Source organism: Rahnella sp. 1L-D-7-B-C2 (genome assembly GCF_057290995.1).
Map to the genome: position 1 here is coordinate 1 of NZ_JBXAVQ010000009.1, position 20,636 is coordinate 20,636.

At 53.9% G+C, this 20,636-nt stretch carries 17 protein-coding genes; 1 reads left to right on the top strand and 16 read right to left on the bottom strand.

The window, feature by feature from the left end; genetic code table 11:
- Positions 1–136 precede the first annotated feature (136 nt).
- From mutT to secM, 3 genes are all read right to left on the bottom strand, one after another.
- Positions 137–538: an 8-oxo-dGTP diphosphatase MutT gene (gene mutT, locus AC0Z7K_RS15280; RefSeq protein ID WP_485615085.1), complete on the bottom strand. Its 402-nt coding sequence runs from the start codon at positions 536–538 to the stop codon at positions 137–139.
- Positions 539–652: 114 nt separating this feature from the next.
- On the bottom strand, positions 653–3,370 hold the full coding sequence (secA, locus tag AC0Z7K_RS15285; RefSeq protein ID WP_413527832.1) for a preprotein translocase subunit SecA: 2,718 nt from the start codon (positions 3,368–3,370) through the stop codon (positions 653–655).
- A 78-nt stretch (positions 3,371–3,448) separates the two neighbouring features.
- Positions 3,449–3,973, bottom strand: coding sequence for a secA translation cis-regulator SecM (gene secM, locus AC0Z7K_RS15290; protein WP_413527831.1), 525 nt, complete (start codon positions 3,971–3,973; stop codon positions 3,449–3,451).
- A gap of 26 nt (positions 3,974–3,999) precedes the next feature.
- On the opposite strand from secM, the gene AC0Z7K_RS15295 reads away from it, so the two are divergent.
- Positions 4,000–4,524 (top strand): DUF721 domain-containing protein, encoded by a 525-nt coding sequence (locus AC0Z7K_RS15295; RefSeq protein WP_112168704.1) that lies wholly within the window; start codon positions 4,000–4,002, stop codon positions 4,522–4,524.
- Between the two features lie 20 nt (positions 4,525–4,544).
- Here the strand turns inward: AC0Z7K_RS15295 and lpxC are convergent, their stop codons facing one another.
- From lpxC to AC0Z7K_RS15360, 13 genes are all read right to left on the bottom strand, one after another.
- On the bottom strand, positions 4,545–5,462 hold the full coding sequence (gene lpxC, locus AC0Z7K_RS15300; protein WP_112168705.1) for a UDP-3-O-acyl-N-acetylglucosamine deacetylase: 918 nt from the start codon (positions 5,460–5,462) through the stop codon (positions 4,545–4,547).
- A gap of 105 nt (positions 5,463–5,567) precedes the next feature.
- Entirely contained in the window at positions 5,568–6,722 is a 1,155-nt protein-coding gene (gene ftsZ, locus AC0Z7K_RS15305) for a cell division protein FtsZ (RefSeq protein ID WP_013577005.1), read from the bottom strand.
- 71 nt (positions 6,723–6,793) lie between these two features.
- Positions 6,794–8,050 carry a cell division protein FtsA gene (gene ftsA, locus AC0Z7K_RS15310; protein WP_009634688.1) on the bottom strand — a complete coding sequence of 419 codons (1,257 nt, stop codon included), beginning with the start codon at positions 8,048–8,050 and terminating at the stop codon, positions 6,794–6,796.
- A complete protein-coding gene (ftsQ, locus tag AC0Z7K_RS15315; RefSeq protein ID WP_485615086.1) occupies positions 8,047–8,889 on the bottom strand; it encodes a cell division protein FtsQ in 843 nt (280 codons plus the stop codon). The genes ftsA and ftsQ overlap by 4 nt, the downstream gene beginning before the upstream one ends.
- A 1-nt stretch (position 8,890) precedes the next feature.
- Positions 8,891–9,811, bottom strand: a complete 921-nt coding sequence (locus AC0Z7K_RS15320) for a D-alanine--D-alanine ligase (RefSeq protein ID WP_485615087.1) — start codon at positions 9,809–9,811, stop codon at positions 8,891–8,893.
- The gene (gene murC, locus AC0Z7K_RS15325; RefSeq protein ID WP_485615088.1) at positions 9,804–11,279 is read right to left on the bottom strand and encodes a UDP-N-acetylmuramate--L-alanine ligase; all 1,476 of its coding nucleotides are present in this window, start codon (positions 11,277–11,279) and stop codon (positions 9,804–9,806) included. The genes AC0Z7K_RS15320 and murC overlap by 8 nt, the downstream gene beginning before the upstream one ends.
- A gap of 78 nt (positions 11,280–11,357) precedes the next feature.
- A complete protein-coding gene (murG, locus tag AC0Z7K_RS15330; protein ID WP_413527827.1) occupies positions 11,358–12,425 on the bottom strand; it encodes an undecaprenyldiphospho-muramoylpentapeptide beta-N-acetylglucosaminyltransferase in 1,068 nt (355 codons plus the stop codon).
- Positions 12,422–13,624, bottom strand: coding sequence for a cell division protein FtsW (gene ftsW / locus AC0Z7K_RS15335; protein WP_413527961.1), 1,203 nt, complete (start codon positions 13,622–13,624; stop codon positions 12,422–12,424). The genes murG and ftsW overlap by 4 nt, the downstream gene beginning before the upstream one ends.
- 5 nt (positions 13,625–13,629) lie before the next feature.
- Positions 13,630–14,946, bottom strand: a complete 1,317-nt coding sequence (gene murD, locus AC0Z7K_RS15340) for a UDP-N-acetylmuramoyl-L-alanine--D-glutamate ligase (protein ID WP_485615089.1) — start codon at positions 14,944–14,946, stop codon at positions 13,630–13,632.
- A gap of 2 nt (positions 14,947–14,948) precedes the next feature.
- Positions 14,949–16,031: a phospho-N-acetylmuramoyl-pentapeptide-transferase gene (gene mraY / locus AC0Z7K_RS15345; protein ID WP_413527825.1), complete on the bottom strand. Its 1,083-nt coding sequence runs from the start codon at positions 16,029–16,031 to the stop codon at positions 14,949–14,951.
- The gene (gene murF / locus AC0Z7K_RS15350; protein ID WP_485615090.1) at positions 16,025–17,401 is read right to left on the bottom strand and encodes a UDP-N-acetylmuramoyl-tripeptide--D-alanyl-D-alanine ligase; all 1,377 of its coding nucleotides are present in this window, start codon (positions 17,399–17,401) and stop codon (positions 16,025–16,027) included. The genes mraY and murF overlap by 7 nt, the downstream gene beginning before the upstream one ends.
- Complete coding sequence (gene murE / locus AC0Z7K_RS15355) at positions 17,398–18,885, bottom strand: UDP-N-acetylmuramoyl-L-alanyl-D-glutamate--2,6-diaminopimelate ligase (protein ID WP_485615091.1); 1,488 nt, start codon at positions 18,883–18,885, stop codon at positions 17,398–17,400. The genes murF and murE overlap by 4 nt, the downstream gene beginning before the upstream one ends.
- Positions 18,872–20,635, bottom strand: coding sequence for a peptidoglycan glycosyltransferase FtsI (locus AC0Z7K_RS15360; RefSeq protein WP_413527822.1), 1,764 nt, complete (start codon positions 20,633–20,635; stop codon positions 18,872–18,874). The genes murE and AC0Z7K_RS15360 overlap by 14 nt, the downstream gene beginning before the upstream one ends.
- Position 20,636 lies beyond the last annotated feature (1 nt).

The following is a 20,636-nucleotide window of genomic DNA, read 5'->3' on the forward strand; positions in this document are numbered from 1 at the left end:
GTGAAAGTTCCATTTAAAAAGGGTCCATGTTGAGCATGAACCCTTTTTACACGAGCCACTGGATCGGTCAACTGATCCTTAAACGATCGGCATTAGGGGCTTCGGCCCCTTTTTCGTACGCGGAATTTAACGTCTATCAGAACTGATTATTTTTCAGCGCCCGGACGATCGCTTCATTGGCCAGCGGAAACTCTGCTTCATTTAGCTGCGACTGTGCAATCCAGCGTTTCGGCTGGCCTTCTTTACCATACGGCTCGCCCTTCCAGCCTTCCACCATAAAGAAGTGCAGCCTAATGATACGGTCAGGAAAGCGGTGCTCAAGAGTATCGAGCAATACCAGAGATGTAGCCTCGATCCCGACTTCTTCTTGTAATTCGCGGATCACTGCCTGTTCAGGCGTCTCCCCCGATTCGATCTTGCCGCCGGGAAACTCCCAAAAACCTGCCATGTGTGATGAAGCATCACGCTGAGTAATAAAAATTTCTTTCTGCGCATTACGGATGATGCCGACTGAGATATTCAGTTGCTTAAGCGTCACAGTATTCACCTTTCCCCTGACTGAAATTCCTGTACTGAACCGTACTTTTAAGACAAAAAATAAAGGCGGTGATTAGCCGCCTTTAAGATTAACACGATGACTTAGCCTGATATCTTACTTTTGCAGGCGGCCATGGCATTGTTTGTATTTTTTACCGGAACCGCACGGGCAAAGATCGTTGCGCCCGACTTTACGCTCGCCCGAAGAAGCAAGACGTGCTGCCTCTTCCACTTCAACTTCCAGCTGATCCTGATGGCTCAGTTGTTGCTGACGCGCCAGACGCTCGGCCTCTTCACGACGCTGAAGCTCCATCGCTTCCACTTCTTCAGGCATACGAACCTGCACTTTGCTCAGCACGCTGACGACTTCGTATTTCAGTGATTCAAGCATTGCAGCAAACATGGCGAAGGACTCGCGTTTGTATTCCTGCTTTGGATCTTTCTGCGCGTAACCGCGTAAATGGATACCCTGGCGCAGATAATCCATCGCCGCCAGATGCTCTTTCCACAAGGAATCGAGGGTTTGCAGCATCACGCCTTTCTCGAAGTTACGCATCATTTCAGCGCCAACCACTTCTTCTTTACGGGCGTAAGATTCTTTCGCAAGTTCCATAATCCGTTCGCGCAGAGTTTCTTCATGCAGCTCTGGCTCTTTATCAAGCCACTCTGCAATCGGCATTTCAAGCTCAAAATCGGCCTTCAGACGCTGTTCCAGACCTTCAACATCCCACATTTCTTCCAATGACTGAGGCGGAATGTAGCTGTCGATGGTAGTTTTGAACACGTCTTCACGAATGCTGGCGATGGTTTCGCTCACGTCAGAGACATCCAGCAGTTCATTACGCTGGCTGTAGATCGCACGACGCTGATCGCTTGCCACATCATCGTATTCCAGCAACTGCTTACGGATATCGAAGTTACGGCTTTCAACTTTACGCTGTGCATTGGCAATTGCCTTGGTCACCCAAGGGTGCTCAATCGCTTCGCCCGGTTTCATACCCAGTTTACGCATCATGCCGGAAACGCGATCGGACGCGAAGATACGCATCAGGGCATCTTCCATTGACAGGTAGAAGCGTGAAGAACCGGCGTCACCCTGACGACCCGCACGGCCGCGCAGCTGGTTATCGATACGACGTGATTCATGACGCTCGGTACCAATGATGTGCAAACCACCTGAGGCCAGCACCGCATCATGACGAATCTGCCACGCTGCTTTGATTTCTGCGATTTTCTCGTCGGTGGCTTCTTCGCCCAGATTCTCAACTTCAACCTGCCAGCTGCCGCCCAACACGATATCGGTACCACGACCTGCCATGTTGGTTGCGATAGTTACCGCACTTGGCTGACCTGCCTGAGAAACGATTTCCGCTTCTTTGGCGTGGAATTTGGCGTTCAGTACGCTGTGCGCGATACCCGCTTTGGTCAGTTCGTTGGAGACGACTTCTGATTTCTCAATCGAGATCGTACCCACCAGAACCGGCTGGCCGTTGGCAGTACAATTACGAATGTCTTCAATGATTGCGCCAATCTTTTCCATTTCAGTCATATAAACCAGGTCTGCCATATCTTTACGCACCATAGGGCGGTTCGTTGGCACAACAATGGTATCAAGCTTATAAATGGAGCTGAATTCGAATGCTTCGGTATCTGCGGTACCGGTCATACCGGCCAGTTTTTCGTACAGACGGAAGTAGTTCTGGAAAGTGATGGAAGCCAGCGTCTGGTTTTCGTTTTGAATATCCACACCTTCTTTCGCTTCCACTGCCTGATGCAAACCATCAGACCAGCGGCGGCCCTGCATCGTACGGCCAGTGTGCTCATCGACGATAATAACTTCACCGTCTTTCACGATGTAATCGACATCGCGGGTGAACAGCACGTGCGCACGCAGCGCAGCAGTTACGTGGTGCATCAGCATGATGTTAGTCGGGGAATACAGGGATTCGCCCTCTTCCATGATGCCCGCTTCTACCAGCATTTCTTCAATCAGCACCAGACCGCGTTCCGTCAGGTGAACCTGACGTGCTTTCTCATCCACGGAGAAGTGGCCTTCGCCCTGGAAGGAATCTGAATCCTCTTTTTCCTGACGAATCAGTTTAGGGATCAGTTTGTCTACGCGGGTGTACATTTCTGAGCTGTCTTCGGCCGGACCGGAGATGATCAGCGGAGTACGAGCTTCATCGATAAGGATGGAGTCGACCTCATCCACCAGCGCGTAGTGAAGTTTACGCTGTACACGTTCTTCAGGGCTAAACGCCATGTTGTCACGCAGGTAGTCAAAACCGTATTCGTTGTTCGTACCATAAGTGATGTCCGCTGCGTAAGCTGCGCGCTTGGCAGGGGAAGGCATGCCCGGTAAGTTAATCCCGATGCTCAGGCCCAGGAATTCAAACAATGGACGGTTATTTTCGGCGTCACGCTGGGCTAAGTAGTCATTGACGGTCACGACGTGAACGCCTTTGCCGCTCAGCGCGTTCAAATAAGCCGGCAGCGTTGCCGTCAGGGTTTTACCTTCACCAGTACGCATTTCTGCGATACAACGCTCATTGAGCACCATACCACCGAGCAGTTGCACGTCGAAGTGACGCATACCGAATACACGTTTGCTGGATTCACGTACCACAGCAAAGGCTTCAGGGATCAACATTTCCAGCACTTCGCCTTTCGCCAGGCGTGCACGGAATTCATCAGTTTTGGCTCTCAGCTGATCGTCTGTCAGCTTCTGAACTTCAGGTTCCATACGGTTGATGAGCTCAACCACTTTGCGCATACGGCGCAATGTACGATCGTTACGGCTACCAAAAACTTTGGTCAATAATTTGATTAACATGATGCTTAATATCTCTTTGAGGTCGTCAAACACGACCCTAATTTATTGATTTATAGATAAATTACTTAAATACGAGTGTTAAATCAGGGTGACCGGGCCGGCACGAATGCCTTGCACCTGTGCCAGCCACAGGCCGGTTTGATGCGAAGAGGAGGTGGTCAGCAACGGCTGCTGCGTCCGACGAATGATCACCGGAGGTTTGGATTCATGGGTCAGTAAGGCATTCAGGGTCACCAGCAAAGCCATCTGCTGAACGTGCAGCGGCTCGGCTTCTTCAGCGACCACTTCCGGCGCGGCGGTATAAACGACCTGCGGTGCCAGAGCAAAAGAAAGGTGACGGATTACCGTGCGTAGCGCATGCTGCTGCCAGTAATCCACACCGAAAGACGGGCGACGATGCGCCTGAAGTAAGGCGAGATTACTTAGCCCGGTATTGCCAATGTTTAGACGGTTTAGACTTGAAGACGTATTAGGAACTGCGGCCAGTTCCGTTTGTGAGAGATTCGTCGACACGCCAAGGCTCGCCGCGACCATCCCCAACAGGAGATGCGGCCAAAAATACTTTCTGCCAAATTGTCGCCAACGATTTAGAATACCAATCACACGTTTACAATCCGCCGGAGCCCATCATGCGCGATAGTCGCCCACAATTATTAGATATCCTGTTCGATGACGCCTCTTCAACGGAACAAAGCCCGCTGCGGAATGTACAACAGCGCGCTGCGGCGTTATTAAAACTCAACCGCGCAGTGAAGGGTCTGTTACCGTCGCCCATGCAACCATGGTGTCGCGTCGGTAATTATCGACAGGGAGTTTTAGTGCTGGAAATCGCTAATGCCAGCTGGATGATGCGATTACGCTATGAACAACCGGCATTACTCTCCGCACTTCGAGCGCAAATTCTACCATCATTGTCATCAATCGACATCAGGATTAATCCTTCGTTGATGGCTAAAATGGAAAATGCTTCGCAGATTGCTGAGAAAAATAAAGCGATCGCAGCAGAGTCGATGCCAGTCAGGCATTTGAGTTCACAGAGTGCGGATGAATTGAGAGGACTGGCGAGCCGTAGCCCGGAAAAATTAAGGAAGGCATTAGAACGACTGGCTGACCTGGCCGGAGAGAGTGCCAGAACAACCAGTCGTAATAAGTAAAACCGTAATATCTGTACTGATTATGCCAATACTGTAGAAGGGGCTTTAAAAGCCAATGGCACTTCAGCTTCATCCTGGAAGGTAACAAGTTCCCAGGCTTCCTGCTGCGCCAATACCGCTTGCAGTAACTTGTTGTTCAATGCATGGCCAGACTTGTATGCGGTAAACGCACCAATGATGTTATGTCCACACATGAACAGATCGCCGATAGCATCTAACATTTTGTGACGAACGAACTCATCTTCAAAACGCAGGCCATCTTCGTTAAGTACGCGGTAATCATCCACAACAATCGCACAATCAAAGCTGCCACCCAGGCACAAACCACGTGACTGCAGGTACTCGATATCACGCATAAAACCAAATGTGCGTGCGCGGCTGATTTGGCGAACAAATGCTTCTGCAGAGAAATTCATTTTGTAGCGCTGTGAGCTGGAATCAATCGCCGGGTGCTTAAAGTCGATAGTGAAGTCCAGAGAGAAACCATTGAAAGGTTTAAACTCGGCCCACTTGTCACCGTCTTCAACACGCACAGTCTGTTTGATGCGCAGGAATTTCTTCGCGCAGTTCAGCTCTTCAATCCCTGCATCCATCAACAGATAGACGAAAGGTGCAGCACTACCATCCATAATTGGCACTTCAGGCGCATCGACTTCGATAACAATGTTATCGATGCCTAAGCCTGCGAGGGCCGCATTAAGGTGCTCTACCGTAGAAATACGTACGTCATGCTCATTAACCAGGCAAGTACAGAGCATGGTATCACGCACGGATTTGGCATCTGCCGGGAAATCGACCGGTGGATTCAAGTCAGTGCGACGATAGATGACCCCGGTATTGGCCGGTGCAGGACGCAGAGTCAGGGTGACTTTCTTGCCGGTATGTAAACCGACGCCCGTCGCCTGAACGATACGTTTTAATGTACGTTGTTTGATCATCGTTTTTATCTCGCAATGTTATCCATCTATCCTACCAACCTTTTCATAGTACATTAAGGTTGGCGGGACAGTTTAGCACAAAGAGCGGAGATCCTACAATTCGGACTAGTCTGCCTGCTTACGCAGGAAGGCTGGGATGTCCAGATAGTCGGGCTCTTTATTGGATTGCGCGCTTTGATCGTTAACCACTTTGGCAGCTGGCTTCGTTTCCTGCGGCAACGGAGACATCCCGTGCTGCTGGTAACGATGATCCATAACAGGCTGGCTGGCTGGCTTATTGGTCACCAAAGTGATCTCAGGACGTTTGTCCATGCCAATGCCGGTTGCCACGACTGTTACGCGCAGTTCGTCATTCATTTCCGGGTCAAGAGAAGTACCGATAACCACGGTTGCGTTGTCAGAAGCGAAAGCACGGATGGTGTTACCCACGGTTTCGAATTCATCCAGACGCAAGTCAAAGCCGGCAGTAATGTTGACCAGAACGCCGCGAGCACCTGACAGGTCGATATCTTCCAGCAGCGGGCTGGAGATCGCCATTTCAGCCGCTTCTTCTGCACGGTCTTCACCACAAGCCACGCCGGAGCCCATCATGGCATAACCCATTTCGGACATCACGGTGCGCACGTCGGCGAAGTCAACGTTCATCAGACCCGGACGGGTGATCAGCTCTGCAATACCCTGTACCGCGCCTTTCAGCACGTCGTTGGCCGCACCGAAGGCGTCCAGCAGGGAAATACCGCGACCCAGAACTTTCAACAGTTTGTCGTTCGGGATAGTGATCAGGGAGTCCACGTGTTTGGACAGCTCAGCGATACCCTGCTCCGCGAATGCCATGCGTTTTTTGCCTTCAAAATTGAATGGCTTAGTCACGACAGCGACGGTCAGAATACCTAAATCTTTAGCGACTTCAGCAACCACTGGCGCTGCACCGGTACCGGTACCGCCGCCCATGCCCGCTGCGATAAAGACCATATCAGCACCTTCGAGCGCAGCACGCAGGGCTTCACGATCTTCTTCTGCAGAATTGCGACCCACTTCCGGGTTCGCACCAGCACCCAGACCTTTGGTAATACCGCTACCGATCTGAATAGTCTGGCCTACTGCCGTTTTACGCAACGCCTGAGCGTCGGTGTTAACGGCAAAGAATTCAACACCTTCGATGCGCTCACGCACCATGTGTTCGACAGCGTTACCGCCGCCACCGCCGACGCCGATGACTTTAATCACCGCATCGTTGGTCAGTTCCATAGGTTCAAACATAGTTTCTCTCCGTTTTGTGCCTGTCGCGTCGGGATCGAAATACTTGAAAGCATGATCCCGTTGTTAAAACATTAAAACTCTTTTCTCAGCCAGCTATTGATTCGTTTGAACCAGTTGCCCACTGAGGCGCGTTTTTCCACTTCGGCCTCACCGCTCAGGTGAGACTCTTTACCATAGTGCAGCAGCCCTACAGCAGTTGAGTAGTAAGGTTCCTGCGCATAATCTGTCAGCCCGGTGATGTTCAGAGGTTGCCCGATACGCACCTGAGTATGGAATACCCGTTGCGCACAAGCTGCCAGACCATCAATTTGTGCTGCGCCGCCTGTCAATACGATACCTGCGGCCAGATGATGTTTTACGCCCTGCTGACGTAACTGCTCCTGCAATTGCAAAATTTCGTCATTCACAAGATTTAGCAATTCTGTATAACGAGGCTCGATGACTTCAGCCAGTGTCTGCCGTTGCAGACTGCGCGGCGGACGTCCGCCCACGCTCGGCACTTCGACATTTTCGTCTTTGCCGACAATCGACCCTAATGCGCAACCATGGCGAACCTTAATGGCTTCGGCATCAGTCGGTGGTGTACCAAACGCATAAGCGATATCGCTGGTGACCACATTCCCTGCATAAGGGATAACCTTAGTATGACGCAGTGCGCCACCGGTATAAACAGCGATATCCATGGTTCCGCCACCAATATCGACGACACAGACACCTAATTCACGTTCATCTTCGGTCAGAACGGCATAACTGGCGGCCAGACCGGCGAAAATCAGTTGGTCAACTTTCAGACCGCATCGTTCAACCGCTTTGACAATGTTCTTCGCCATATCGTTATGGCAGGTGATCAGGTGAACTTTAGCCTGCATACGCACGCCGGATAACCCCACCGGATTTTTAATGCCTTCCTGATAATCGATGGCATATTCCTGAGGAATAACGTGAAGCACCCGATGCTCATCACGCACGCGCACCGACTTAGCGGTATGCACAACGTTCTCTACATCTTCCTGCGTCACTTCCTCTTCTGAAATAGGAACCATCCCTATTTCATTCTGACAACTGATATGTTTACCAGATAAAGCGAGGTAAACAGAGGAAATCTGACAATCAGCCATCAGTTCGGCCTGATCGATGGCGCGCTGAACGCATTTCACCACCGATTCCAGATCGTTAACGCCACCCTTGTCCATGCCACGGGATGGGCAACTGCCCACGCCGATAATATTGACCATGCCATCGGGCAGGACTTCACCCACCAATGCGGCGACTTTTGCAGTACCGATTTCCAGCCCAACTACCAGTTTTCTGTCCGTCGACTTGATCATTGTTGTTTAGCCTGTGCCTGATTCTGTTGCTGATTACTGTTTTGCTGGTCAATAAACTCCGGCGCCCAACCGACTGACGCACCGCTGTCATAACGTAAATCGACATAAGTGATGCGTTTTTTATCGGCGTCGGCCTGTTGCTGGAATCTCGGATAAAGTTCAATAAAACGTTGTAAGCGCCCCATCCGGTCATCTCTCCCCAATTCCAGCCGAACATCATTATCCAGAGTTAACTGCCACGAGTGACGAGCACTCATTGCCACGGCTTTCAACGTGAACTTGCCGGCGGCCAGCGCCTGACTCATCGTTTGATAGCCTTGCAAAACATCCTGTTCGCTGCCTTCCGGACCATAGAGCAACGGCATTTTCTGATTCACTACTCGCTCGGCGGGTATGCTGAATGACTTGCCGTCGGCATCGACCATATGCAAATCATTCCAGTGTGCAACCGGCACATACTCCACCAGATGTATCTTCAGTTCGTTCGGCCATTGCTTGCGTACGCTGGCCTGTTTAATCCACGGCAAACGCTCAATCTGTTGCTGGATGATATTCACATCCTGCGTCATGAACGTGCCCGGCGCCCCTAAGGACAGGATCGCCTGACGAATATCGTCGTTAGTGGTGTAATGGCGCTCGCCGGTCACCACCAGCTGCGATAACGGCAGCCGGTTTGCATCCTGCATCCAGACAACAACGGCCCATGCACTCCATAAGATGGTGCCTGCGACCAACAGCAGAAACACGATCCCTGCCAGCTGGCCGCCATTACTGCGACGGCCGCCGTTATTGCTCTCGGCCGTCTCTCGCTCTCGGGTATTCAGGGCGGCTTGAGACATATCAGTCAGCCAGTTCCAGAATACGGAAAACCAATTGCGGGAAACTCAGCCCGGCATTTTTCGCCGCCATCGGCACCAGACTGTGGCTGGTCATGCCCGGCGACGTATTGGCTTCCAGCAGATTAAAGCTACCGTCGCCATCCTGCATGACATCAACGCGTCCCCAGCCGCTGCAATCGAGCGCCTGATAAGCCTGTAATGCCAGAGCGGACAACGCGTCTTCCTGCGCCTGACTTAAACCACTTGGGCAGAAATACTGTGTTTCATCAGACAGATATTTTGCCTGATAGTCATAAAACGTCCCGGCAGGCTGGATGCGAATTGAAGGCATCACCTGTTCACCCACGATAGCGACGGTGTATTCCGGGCCGCTCAGCCATTTTTCCACCAGGACGTTATCGTCATGGCGGAAACCTTCCTGCAGGGCTGGTAACAACTCTTGTTCGGTTGTCACTTTGCTCATGCCAACGCTGGAGCCTTCGCGACTTGGCTTGACGATCACCGGTAAACCCAACTCCGCGATTTTTGCTGCCAGAGCACCCTGCCCTGCTTCTTCAATTTGTGAACGATGCAACGCCACGAATGGGGCAACCGGCAAACCCAGCGCCTGCCACACCAGTTTGGTGCGAAATTTGTCCATGGTCAGGGCGGAAGCCATCACGCCGCTGCCGGTATACGGCAGGCCGATTTGCTCGAGCATGCCCTGCATCGTGCCGTCTTCACCACCGCGACCGTGCAACGCAATAAAGACTTTACTAAAGCCCTGCTCTTTAAGCAGCGCAACGTTAGCTGTTTTAGTATCAATGCCGTGAGCATCCACGCCAGACTCACGTAAGCCTGCCAGCACGGCAGCACCGGACTGTAATGACACATCGCGCTCTGCGGAAGTACCACCAAATAAAACTGCTACTTTCTCAGACATGATGTTCTTCACCTTTCTTTACTGGCTGCAACTTTTGATCAGCCAATTTGCGGGCCACTTTGCCGATGGTACCAGCGCCCTGAACCAGGACTAAATCATCCCCTTCGAGGATCTGCGCCAGACTTTCAGGCACAGCGTCAATATCAGAAACCAGAATCGGATCCAGCTTGCCACGTGCACGAATGGTGCGGCACAACGAGCGACTGTCTGCGCCCGGAATCGGCGCTTCGCCAGCCGGGTAAACATCAAGCATGATCAGTACATCGACCTGTGACAACACGTTGGCGAAATCATCGTACAAATCGCGGGTGCGCGTGTAGCGGTGCGGCTGGAAAATCATCACCAGACGTTTATTCGCCCAGCCCGCGCGTGCCGCTTTTACAGTGGCGTCCACTTCTGTCGGATGGTGACCGTAGTCATCAACCAGCATGGCGCTGCCGGATTTGCCGTTCACATTCTCCAGTGCGAATTCACCGAGGAAATCGAAACGACGCCCGGTGCCCTGGAAGCCTTCCAGCGCCCGCAAAATCGCGTCGTCGCAGATCCCTTCATCGGTCGCGACCGCAACCGCAGCGGCTGCATTCAGGGCGTTATGACGGCCCGGTGCGTTCAGCGTCACTGTGATCTGCGGCAGGTCGTGACGACGCAGAGTGAAGTGCCCTTGCGCGCCCTCCTGCCGGTAGCTCTCGATCATCACGTCTGCGTCTTCGCTAAAGCCGTAGGTAGTGATATGACGACCAACGCGTGGGAGCAGTTCCCTGATCACCGGATCATCGATGCACATCACTGCGCGTCCGTAGAACGGCAGGTTATGCAGGAAATTCACAAACGTTTGTTTCAGGTTTTCAAAATCGCCCTGATACGTGTCCATGTGGTCGGCTTCGATATTAGTGACAATAGCCACCATTGGTTGCAGATGCAGGAAGGACGCGTCACTTTCGTCTGCTTCAGCAATCAGGAAGCGGCTTGAGCCCAGACGTGCGTGCGTGCCTGCAGCTTTCACCAATCCACCGTTCACAAAGGTCGGATCCAGTCCGGCCTCAGCATAAATACTGGTGACCATAGCTGTGGTCGTAGTTTTACCGTGCGTACCTGCCACGGCGATTCCGTGACGAAAACGCATCAGTTCGGCGAGCATTTCCGCGCGGCGTATCACAGGTATCCGCGCTTCGCGTGCGGCAACGATTTCCGGGTTATCGGAAGAGATCGCCGTTGAAACAACCACTACGCTGGCATCCAGCACGTTCTCAGGGCGGTGATTGAAATAAATCTTCGCGCCCAGCGCCGTCAGTTGCTGCGTCACAGCATTAGGTGCCAGGTCAGAACCACTGATCTGATAGCCTTCATTTGCCAACACTTCGGCGATACCACCCATGCCGGCACCACCGATGCCAACAAAGTGAATGTGCCGGACACGATGCATCTCGGGCACGAAGGTACGCAGTTTCGCCAATTGTTGTGTATTCACGTTTTTATTCACTATTTCAGGTTACTGATTAATCCGTTTCTTACGGCTGGGACCCTGCATTGCACGGCCCGTTCAATTTCATTTTTTACTGGCGGCAACCACTTCGGCGGCCACACGCTCTGTCGCATCAGGAATGGCAGCTGCGCGTGCAGCACGTGCCATTTCCATAAGATGGGTTCTGTCCCATCCGGCCATCAAATCGGCCACTGCAGCAGCGCTAAAATCTTTCTGCTCAATAATCTTCGCGGCACCGGCTTTTTCCAGCGGCAACGCATTCCAGTACTGTTGGCGATCTTTATGCTGGAAAGGTACGAATATCGCCGGTAAACCGGCGGCAGCAATTTCACTGACCGTTAACGCACCGGAACGACACACCACCACATCCGCCCAGGCATATGCCTGCGCCATGTCATCAATAAATTCGGTCACTTTATGCTGCGTCTGACCGACTTTTTCATAAGCCTGATTGACAGACTCCAGCGCACCTTTGCCCACCTGATGCCACAGCGTGATTTTATCGCCCATCAGCGCCGCCACGTCCGGCATGCTTTGGTTCAGTACCCGCGCGCCCTGACTTCCGCCAATGACCAGAACGCGGATGGGGCCTTCACGCCCGGCCAGACGAGTTTCCGGCAATTCGAGCGCCAGCACATCGGTACGCACCGGGTTACCCACCACGTCGGCATTCGGGAATGCGCCGGGAAACGCTTGCAATACTTTTTTGGCAATGTGCGACAAACCCCGGTTAGTCATCCCGGCAATGCCATTTTGCTCATGCAACACCACCGGAATGCCCAGTGACCATGCTGCTAAGCCGCCGGGGCCAGAAACGTACCCACCCATGCCTAACACCACATCAGGCTGGAAACGCTTCATGATGGCTTTTGCCTGGCGCCACGCATGATATATGTGAATCGGGGCAGTGAGTTGCGCTTTCAGACCTTTCCCACGTAATCCTGAGATTTTAATGAAATCAATCTCAATGCCGTTTTTAGGAACCAGGTCGGCTTCCATACGATCTGCGGTACCCAGCCAGCGAACTTCCCAGCCTTGATCCATCAGATGATGTGCCACGGCCAGCCCGGGGAAAACGTGCCCACCGGTACCGCCTGCCATCACCATTAAACGCCGGGTATTGCCACTCATCGGGCACTCCTTACAAACGCCTGGGCTTTTGCCAGCCGCGTTTCAAAATCCACTCGCAGCAATAACACGATTGCCGTCGACATAATGATCAGGCTCGAACCACCGTAACTGATGAGCGGCAAGGTCAAACCTTTGGTCGGCAACATCCCCGCTGCGGCCCCAACGTTAACCAACGCCTGGAAGCTAAACCACACGCCAATTGAGCAGGCCAAAAAGCCGGAAAATCGCTGATCGAGCTCTAATGCACGACGTCCAATGGACATCGCGCGAAAAGCGACGAAGAATACCATCAACAGGGCTAAAACCACACCGAAATACCCCAGTTCCTCGCCTAAAATGGAGAAGATAAAATCGGTATGCGCTTCCGGTAAATACTCCAGCTTTTGCACAGAGTTACCTAACCCCTGTCCCCAGAATTCACCGCGACCAAAAGCCATCAGCGACTGGGTTAACTGGTAACCGCTGCCGAACGGATCTGCCCACGGATTCCAGAAGGAAGTTACGCGGCGCATACGGTAGGGTTCGGCGATAATCAGCAGTACAACCGCAAAGGCACCGGAGCCGATAATAGCCAGGAACTGCCACATTTTTGCCCCCGCCAGAAACAGCATCGCCAGCGTGGTGATAAACAGTACAACCACCGTACCGAGGTCTGGCTGCGCCAGCAGTAACACTGCAAGCACGACCATCACGCCCATCGGCTTACAGAAGCCCCAGAAATTACTGCGGACTTCATCCACTTTGCGCACCAGATAGCTGGCGAGGTAGCAAAACAGCGACAATTTGGAAAACTCGGCGGGCTGAATACGCAGCGGGCCGAAGGAAATCCAGCGCGATGCCCCGTTGACCGAGCTGCCGACCACCAACACCACCAACAGCATCACCACTGAGAGCAAAAGCAATACGTTGCTGTATTTCTGCCACACCGCCATCGGCACACGCAGTGTCACCAGCGACATTCCGAAGGCCAGCGCGAGATAAATCGCATCACGCTTGGCGAACAGGAAGGGGTCATCCGCCAGACGCTGACCAATCGGCATCGAGGCCGATGTCACCATCACAAAACCAACAATCGCCAGACCAAAGGTCAACCACAGCAGCGTACGGTCATACAACACCAGCGTGACGGTGTCGTTTTCCCTGGCACCCATCACCCAGTCGTTAAATTTTCTGACGAGCCCCAGCCCCGGCATACGGATCCGCATCAGCCAAGCTCCTTCGCCAGCGCAGTGAAGACATCACCACGGTGTTCAAAACTGCGGAACTGATCGAGACTCGCACACGCAGGAGACAGCAGCACCATGTCGCCGGAAGCCAGATGCGAACTGATTTCACGCATCGCCTGCTCCATTGTTTCAAACAGAGAAGAAACTTCCGGGCGTAGCTCTGCCAGTTCAGCCCCGTCACGGCCAAAACAGTAAACGCGGAGTTTCTCGCCCTGCAAATAACGCGTCAGCGGCGAGAAATCGGCCGATTTGCCGTCGCCGCCCAGTAACAGATGCACCGTGCCCTCAACGTGCAGACCGTTCAGTGCCGCTTCGGTGCTGCCGACGTTGGTCGCCTTGGAATCGTTAATCCAGCGCACGCCGTTGTGCTGCCAGGCTATCTGGAAACGATGCGCCAGTCCGGTAAAGGTGGTCAGCGCTTTCAGGCTGGAAGCATGAGGAACACCGACAGCATCCGCCAGCGCCAAAGCCGCCAGCGCATTGGTATAGTTGTGACGGCCGGTCAGCGGCATCTCATTGGTATTCAGGACTTTCTCACCGCGCACTCGCAGCCAGATATCATCCTGCTGGCGGGTCAGGTGATAATCCCCCACATCCACCCCAAAGCTCACACAACGCTTATCAGCCCCGCGTACCGGCATGGTCAGTGCATCATCAGCATTCACCACGCAAAGCGAGGCGTTCTCATACACTTTTAACTTGGCCGCACGGTACTGTTGAAGGCCAAACGGATAGCGATCCATGTGGTCCTCGGTCACGTTCAGAATGGTGGCCGCAGCAGCTTGCAGACTTTCCGTTGTTTCCAGCTGGAAGCTCGAGAGTTCGAGCACGAACAGATCGTATTCGTGATCCAACATATTAAGTACTGGCAGACCGATATTCCCGCCCACGCCAACACGCCATCCGGCGGCTTTCGCCATTTCACCGACCAGCATGGTCACTGTGCTTTTACCGTTTGAACCAGTGATTGCCACAATCGGCGTCTGGGTTTCACGGCAGAACAGTTCGATATCGCCGACAATTTCCACACCCGCTTCAGCAGCGGCGCTCAGCGCAGGCGATGCCAGTGCGATACCCGGACTGGCAACGATCAGATCCGCATCCAGCAGCCACTCTTCATTGAGTGAACCGAGATGACGCTCAATATTATCCGCAAGCTTGTCCAGTCCTGACAGGCTGACGCGGGTATCCATAACACGCGGCGTCACGCCACGTGCCACAAAGAAATCAACACAAGAGAGGCCGGTCAGCCCCAACCCGATGATGACGACTTTTTTACCCTGATAGTCAGCCATAGTTACCGTACCTTCAGCGTTGCAAGGCCGATCAGCACCAGCATCAGCGAAATAATCCAGAAGCGCACAATGACGCGCGGTTCCGGCCAGCCTTTAAGTTCGTAGTGATGATGGATTGGCGCCATACGGAAGATGCGCTGCCCACGTAACTTAAAGGACCCGACTTGCAAGATAACCGACAGTGTTTCGACCACGAATACACCGCCCATAATCACCAGTAAGAACTCCTGGCGCAGTAGTACGGCGATGGTACCCAGCGCGCCGCCCAAGGCCAGAGAGCCGACGTCACCCATGAAGACCTGTGCCGGATAGGTGTTGAACCACAGGAATCCGAGCCCGGCACCGACAATCGCGGTACACACGATCACCAGTTCCCCAGCGTGACGCAGATAAGGGATGTGCAGGTAGCTGGCGAAATTCATGTTACCGGTCGCCCAGGCCACCAGCGCAAAGCCACCGGCAACGAATACTGTGGGCATAATCGCCAACCCGTCCAGACCATCGGTCAGGTTGACGGCGTTACTGGTACCCACAATCACGAAGTAGCTCAGCAGGATGTACAGCAGGCCAAGCTGCGGCATGATGTCTTTAAAGAACGGCACCACCAGCTCTGTCGCTGGCGTGTCTTTACCGATGGCGTACATAGTGAAAGCGGCAGCCAGTGCTATCACGGACTGCCAGAAGTATTTCCAGCGGGCGATGAGGCCCTTGGTGTCTTTGCGCACAACTTTGCGGTAATCATCAATGAAACCGACGATGCCGTAGCCGATCAACACGAACAGGACACACCAGACGTACGGGTTAGACGGATACGCCCACATCAGCACCGAAATGGTGATAGAGGCCAGAATCATCAGCCCCCCCATGGTTGGCGTACCACGTTTGCTGAAATGTGATTCCGGGCCGTCGTTACGCACAACCTGACCGAATGACATTTTTTGCAGACGGGCAATCATCCGTGGACCAATCCACAGTGACAGGAACAATGCAGTCAGCAGGCTGACGATGGCGCGAAACGTCAGATAGGAAAAGACGTTGAAGCCGGAATAATATTTGACCAAGTGTTCGGCCAGCCAAACTAACATGTTGCATTCTCCTGTAACGCGCGTACTACCTGCTCCATTGCGGCACTACGTGAACCTTTAATTAAAACGGTAATTACCGCATGTTCAGACAGTAAGCTCGTCAGGCGGGCCGTCAGGGCTGCCTTATCCGCTAAATGCTCACCACACCCGCTGACATCACTGATGATGCGGCTGTCGTGACCAATACTGAAAACTTTGTCGATCCCCGCTGCACGAATCGCTTCGCCCACCTCGCGATGACACGCTTCGCTTTGTGCACCCAGTTCCGCCATGTCGCCAACGGCCATCACGCGGTAGCCCGGCATTTCTGCCAGCACTTGCGCGGCGGCTGTCATCGAGCCCACGTTAGCGTTGTAGCTGTCATCGAGCAGCGTTTTACCTTCGCAGAGTGCGATCGGGAACAAGCGGCCTTTAACCGATTGCAGGGTCGTCAGACCAGCGCGAACATTTTCGAGCGAAGCGCCAATCGACAGCGCCAGCGCGGCCGCAGCCATCGCGTTAGCAATGTTGTGACGCCCCGGCACAGGCAGCGATACATCTATGCTGCCTTGAGGAGAATGCAGGGTAAACCCGGTATTAAGCGGGCTGATTTTGACGTCTGTTGCGAAGAAATCACTGCCGTCACTCTGCTGCGCAGAATTTTTTGTCGAAGAGAACCGCCAGACGGTTTTGCCGTCGAGTTTGCGCTGCCAGTTCGGCCAGTCGTTGCTCTCTGCGTTAACAATCGCCGTACCGTTTTCGGGCAAGCCTTCAAAAATTTCGCCCTTGGCCTGCGCAACACCGGCCAGTGAACCGAAACCTTCAAGGTGAGCGGCAGACAGATTATTGACCAGCGCCGTTTCAGGCCTGGCCAGTGCAGTGGTATAAGCGATTTCGCCCGGATGGTTAGCGCCCATTTCGATGACGGCAAAGTCATGTTCTGCGGTCAGGCGCAGCAACGTCAGCGGTACGCCGATGTCGTTATTGAAGTTGCCAGCGGTGTAGAGCACATTGCCGCACTCGCGTAAGATCGCTGCGGTCATCTCTTTCACGGACGTTTTACCGGAGGAGCCGGTCAGGCCGACCACGCGGGCAGGAACCTGCTGACGCACCCAGCCGCCGAGCTGGCCGAGCGCGATACGGGTGTCAGCCACCAGGAGTTGTGGGATCTCCACCGGTAAGCGCTTACTTACCAGTAAAGCCCCTGAACCGGCTTTAACGGCATCGGCCGCAAAGTCGTGCGCATCAAATTTTTCGCCTTTCAGGGCGATGAACAAACAGCCCGGCGTGATCTGACGGGTATCGGTCGTAACACTGTCGATTTGGGTATCGCTGCCGATAAGTTCAGCATTGAGCGCCGCCGCCAACGTTTGCAGAGAAACGCGGATCATGCGATCACCCCCAGCAAACGGGCAACCGTTACGCGATCGGAATAGTCGAGACGCTGATTGCCTACCAGTTGGTAATCCTCGTGGCCTTTACCTGCGATCAGCACAACGTCATCTTCAGTTGCCTGCATAATCGCGATGGTTACTGCCTCTGCGCGGCCATGAATTTCCTGCGCCCGGCCAGCATCCAGCAGCCCGGCAAGGATATCGGCGACAATAGCGCGGGGCTCTTCGCTGCGCGGGTTGTCATCCGTCACGATCACGCGATCGGCGTACTGTTCCGCAATGCCGCCCATCAGAGGACGTTTGCCTTTGTCGCGATCGCCGCCGCAGCCAAACACACACCACAGCGTGCCACGACAGTGCAGACGCGCCGCCGCCAGCGCTTTTTCCAGCGCGTCAGGCGTATGAGCGTAATCCACCACGGCGGTCGGTTTGCCCGGCGCATTGAACACTTCCATGCGGCCGCATACCGGTTGCAGTTGTGAACTCACCGCCAGCAACTGCGCCAGCGGATAATCTTGTGAAAGCAAGGTCGCCAGCGCCACCAGCAGATTACTGACGTTGAACGCGCCCATCAGACGGCTTTCCAGCAGCCCTTCGCCCCAGCTTGAATCGATATTCACGGTCGCGCCGTTGTCGTGATAATTCACGCTGCGCGCCGCCAGCCAGCGGCCTTTCCAGCCTGCCGGGATGTTGTCTTCCATGGTGACGGCGATAGCGTCGGGGGTTTTCGCCAGCCAGCGCAACCCGACTTCATCGTCAACATTAATAATTTTTTGGCCAACCTGATGCGAAGAGAAGAGTTGCCATTTGGCATCTTCGTAGCTTTGCATATCGCCGTGATAATCCAGATGATCACGACTGAGGTTGGTGAAAGCCGCAGCGGCAAACGGCAGCGCAGCGACGCGGTGCTGAACCAGCCCGTGCGAGGAAACTTCCATCGCGGCGAAGGTGGCGCCCTGCTGTACTAAATCCGCCAGAATATGCTGAACCTGTACCGCAGACCCGGTGGTATTTTCCGCCGGTACCACTTTATCGAGCAAACCATTACCCACGGTGCCCATCACGGCGCTGGTTTCACCCAGCAACTGACTCCACTGCGCCAGCAGCTGCGTGGTCGTGGTTTTGCCGTTGGTGCCGGTCACGCCGATCAGACGTAAGGCCTGAGCCGGCTGATGATAGAAACGTCCTGCCAGTTCGGACAGCAAAACACTAAGATTTTCGAGGTAAATCACCGGCACGCCATGCATCTGGCTAACCGTTCCATGCTCTTGTTCACCTTTTGCTTCGGCCACAACGGCAGCGACACCCTGGGCAATTGCCTGGGGAATAAAACGACGCCCATCGCTGGTATGGCCTGAAATCGCGACGAACAGATCTCCGGCAGCCGCCACGCGGCTGTCTAAAATCATGTCTTTTAGCGCTACCGCCGGGGCATCACTCACCCAGGGCGCTAATAGGTCGCGCAAATTACGATCTGCCACCTGAAGCCTCTTTTTGATTATTCACTATGTCTGCATTTTCGTCGGCAGTCAGCGCATCCGGTTCGATGTTCATGGTGCGCAATACGCCGCCCATGATCGCGCCGAACACAGGTGCGGAAACGGCCCCACCGTAATACTTCCCTGCCTGCGGATCGTTGATAACCACCACCAGCGCAAATCTTGGATTGCTTGCCGGTGCAACGCCTGCGGTGTAGGCAATGTATTTGTTCACATACTTACCATCGGGACCGACTTTCTTCGCGGTACCGGTTTTAATCGCGATGCGGTAACCCTTGATCGCCGCCTTCACGCCACCACCGCCGGGCAGTGCGACGCTTTCCATCATATGCACGACGGTGCGGACAATCGGTTCCGGGAAAATACGTTCGCCAGAGACAGGCGGATCAACTTTGGTTATCGACAGCGGACGATAAATGCCCATGCTGCCAATCGTTGCGTAGACTCGCGCTAGCTGGAGAGGTGTCACCATTAGCCCGTAGCCGAAAGAGAAGGTGGCCCTCTCTATGTCAGACCACCGTTGTTTTTTAGGGTATAAGCCACTGCTTTCTCCAACCAGTCCCAAATTGGTCGGTTTTCCCAATCCGAATCGCGAGTAAGTATCTACCAGCTCTGCGGACGGCATCGATAACGCCAGTCGTGAAACACCGACGTTACTCGACTTCTGCAAGATACCCGTCACGGACAGCTCCGCGTAACGGGCCACATCTTTAATCTCGTGACCGTTGATTCGATACGGCACGGTGTTCAGCACACTGTTCTCGCGCACGACACCATTTTTCAGCGCCGTCATCACTACCATCGGTTTGACGGTGGAACCCGGCTCGAAGATGTCGGTGATGGCGCGGTTACGCATCACGTCTTTCGGGGTGTTCGGCATATTATTTGGGTTATAAGACGGGCTGTTGGCCATCGCCAGCACTTCACCGGTTTGCACATCGACCAGTACCGCAGTGCCGGATTCGGCTTTGTTAAATGCCACGGCGTTGTTCAGTTCGCGATACACCAGTGCCTGCAAACGTTCGTCGATGCTTAGCGCCAGATTGTGCGCAGCCTGGCTGTCAACGGAGGAAATGTCTTCAATGACGCGCCCGAAGCGGTCTTTACGGATGGTGCGTTCGCCCGGTTTCCCGGTCAGCCAGCGGTCAAAGCTTTTCTCAACGCCTTCAATACCTTCGCCATCGATGTTAGTGACGCCAATGACGTGCGATGTCACCTGTCCGGCCGGATAGTAACGACGGGACTCCTGACGCAGGGAAATCCCCGGCAGTTTAAGTTTGCGAATGTATTCGCCAACGGAGGGGTTGATCTGACGGGCGAGATAAACGAAGCGGCCTTTGGGATTGGCGTTGATGCGGGCAGAAAGCTGATCGAGTGGCATGTTGAGGGCGTCGGCGAGCGCTTTCCACTTGGTATCGAGCGTGATGCCGCCGCGATCGGTAATTTCTTTCGGATCGGCCCAAATTGCATTCACAGGCACGCTGACGGCCAGAGGCCGCCCCGAGCGGTCGGTGATCATCCCGCGGGATGTCGGAATGGTTTGAACGCGCAGGGAACGTAAGTCCCCTTCTTTCACCAGCTTATCGGGGTTTATCACCTGAAGATAAGCCACCCGCAACATCAGCCCCAGCAAGGCCAGTAAAATACAGGCGCACAACAACGCAAAACGCCAGCTGATAAAGCTGGCTTGATCTTCGGGACGCTTTAACTTCGCGGTGCGTGTTGCTTTCATT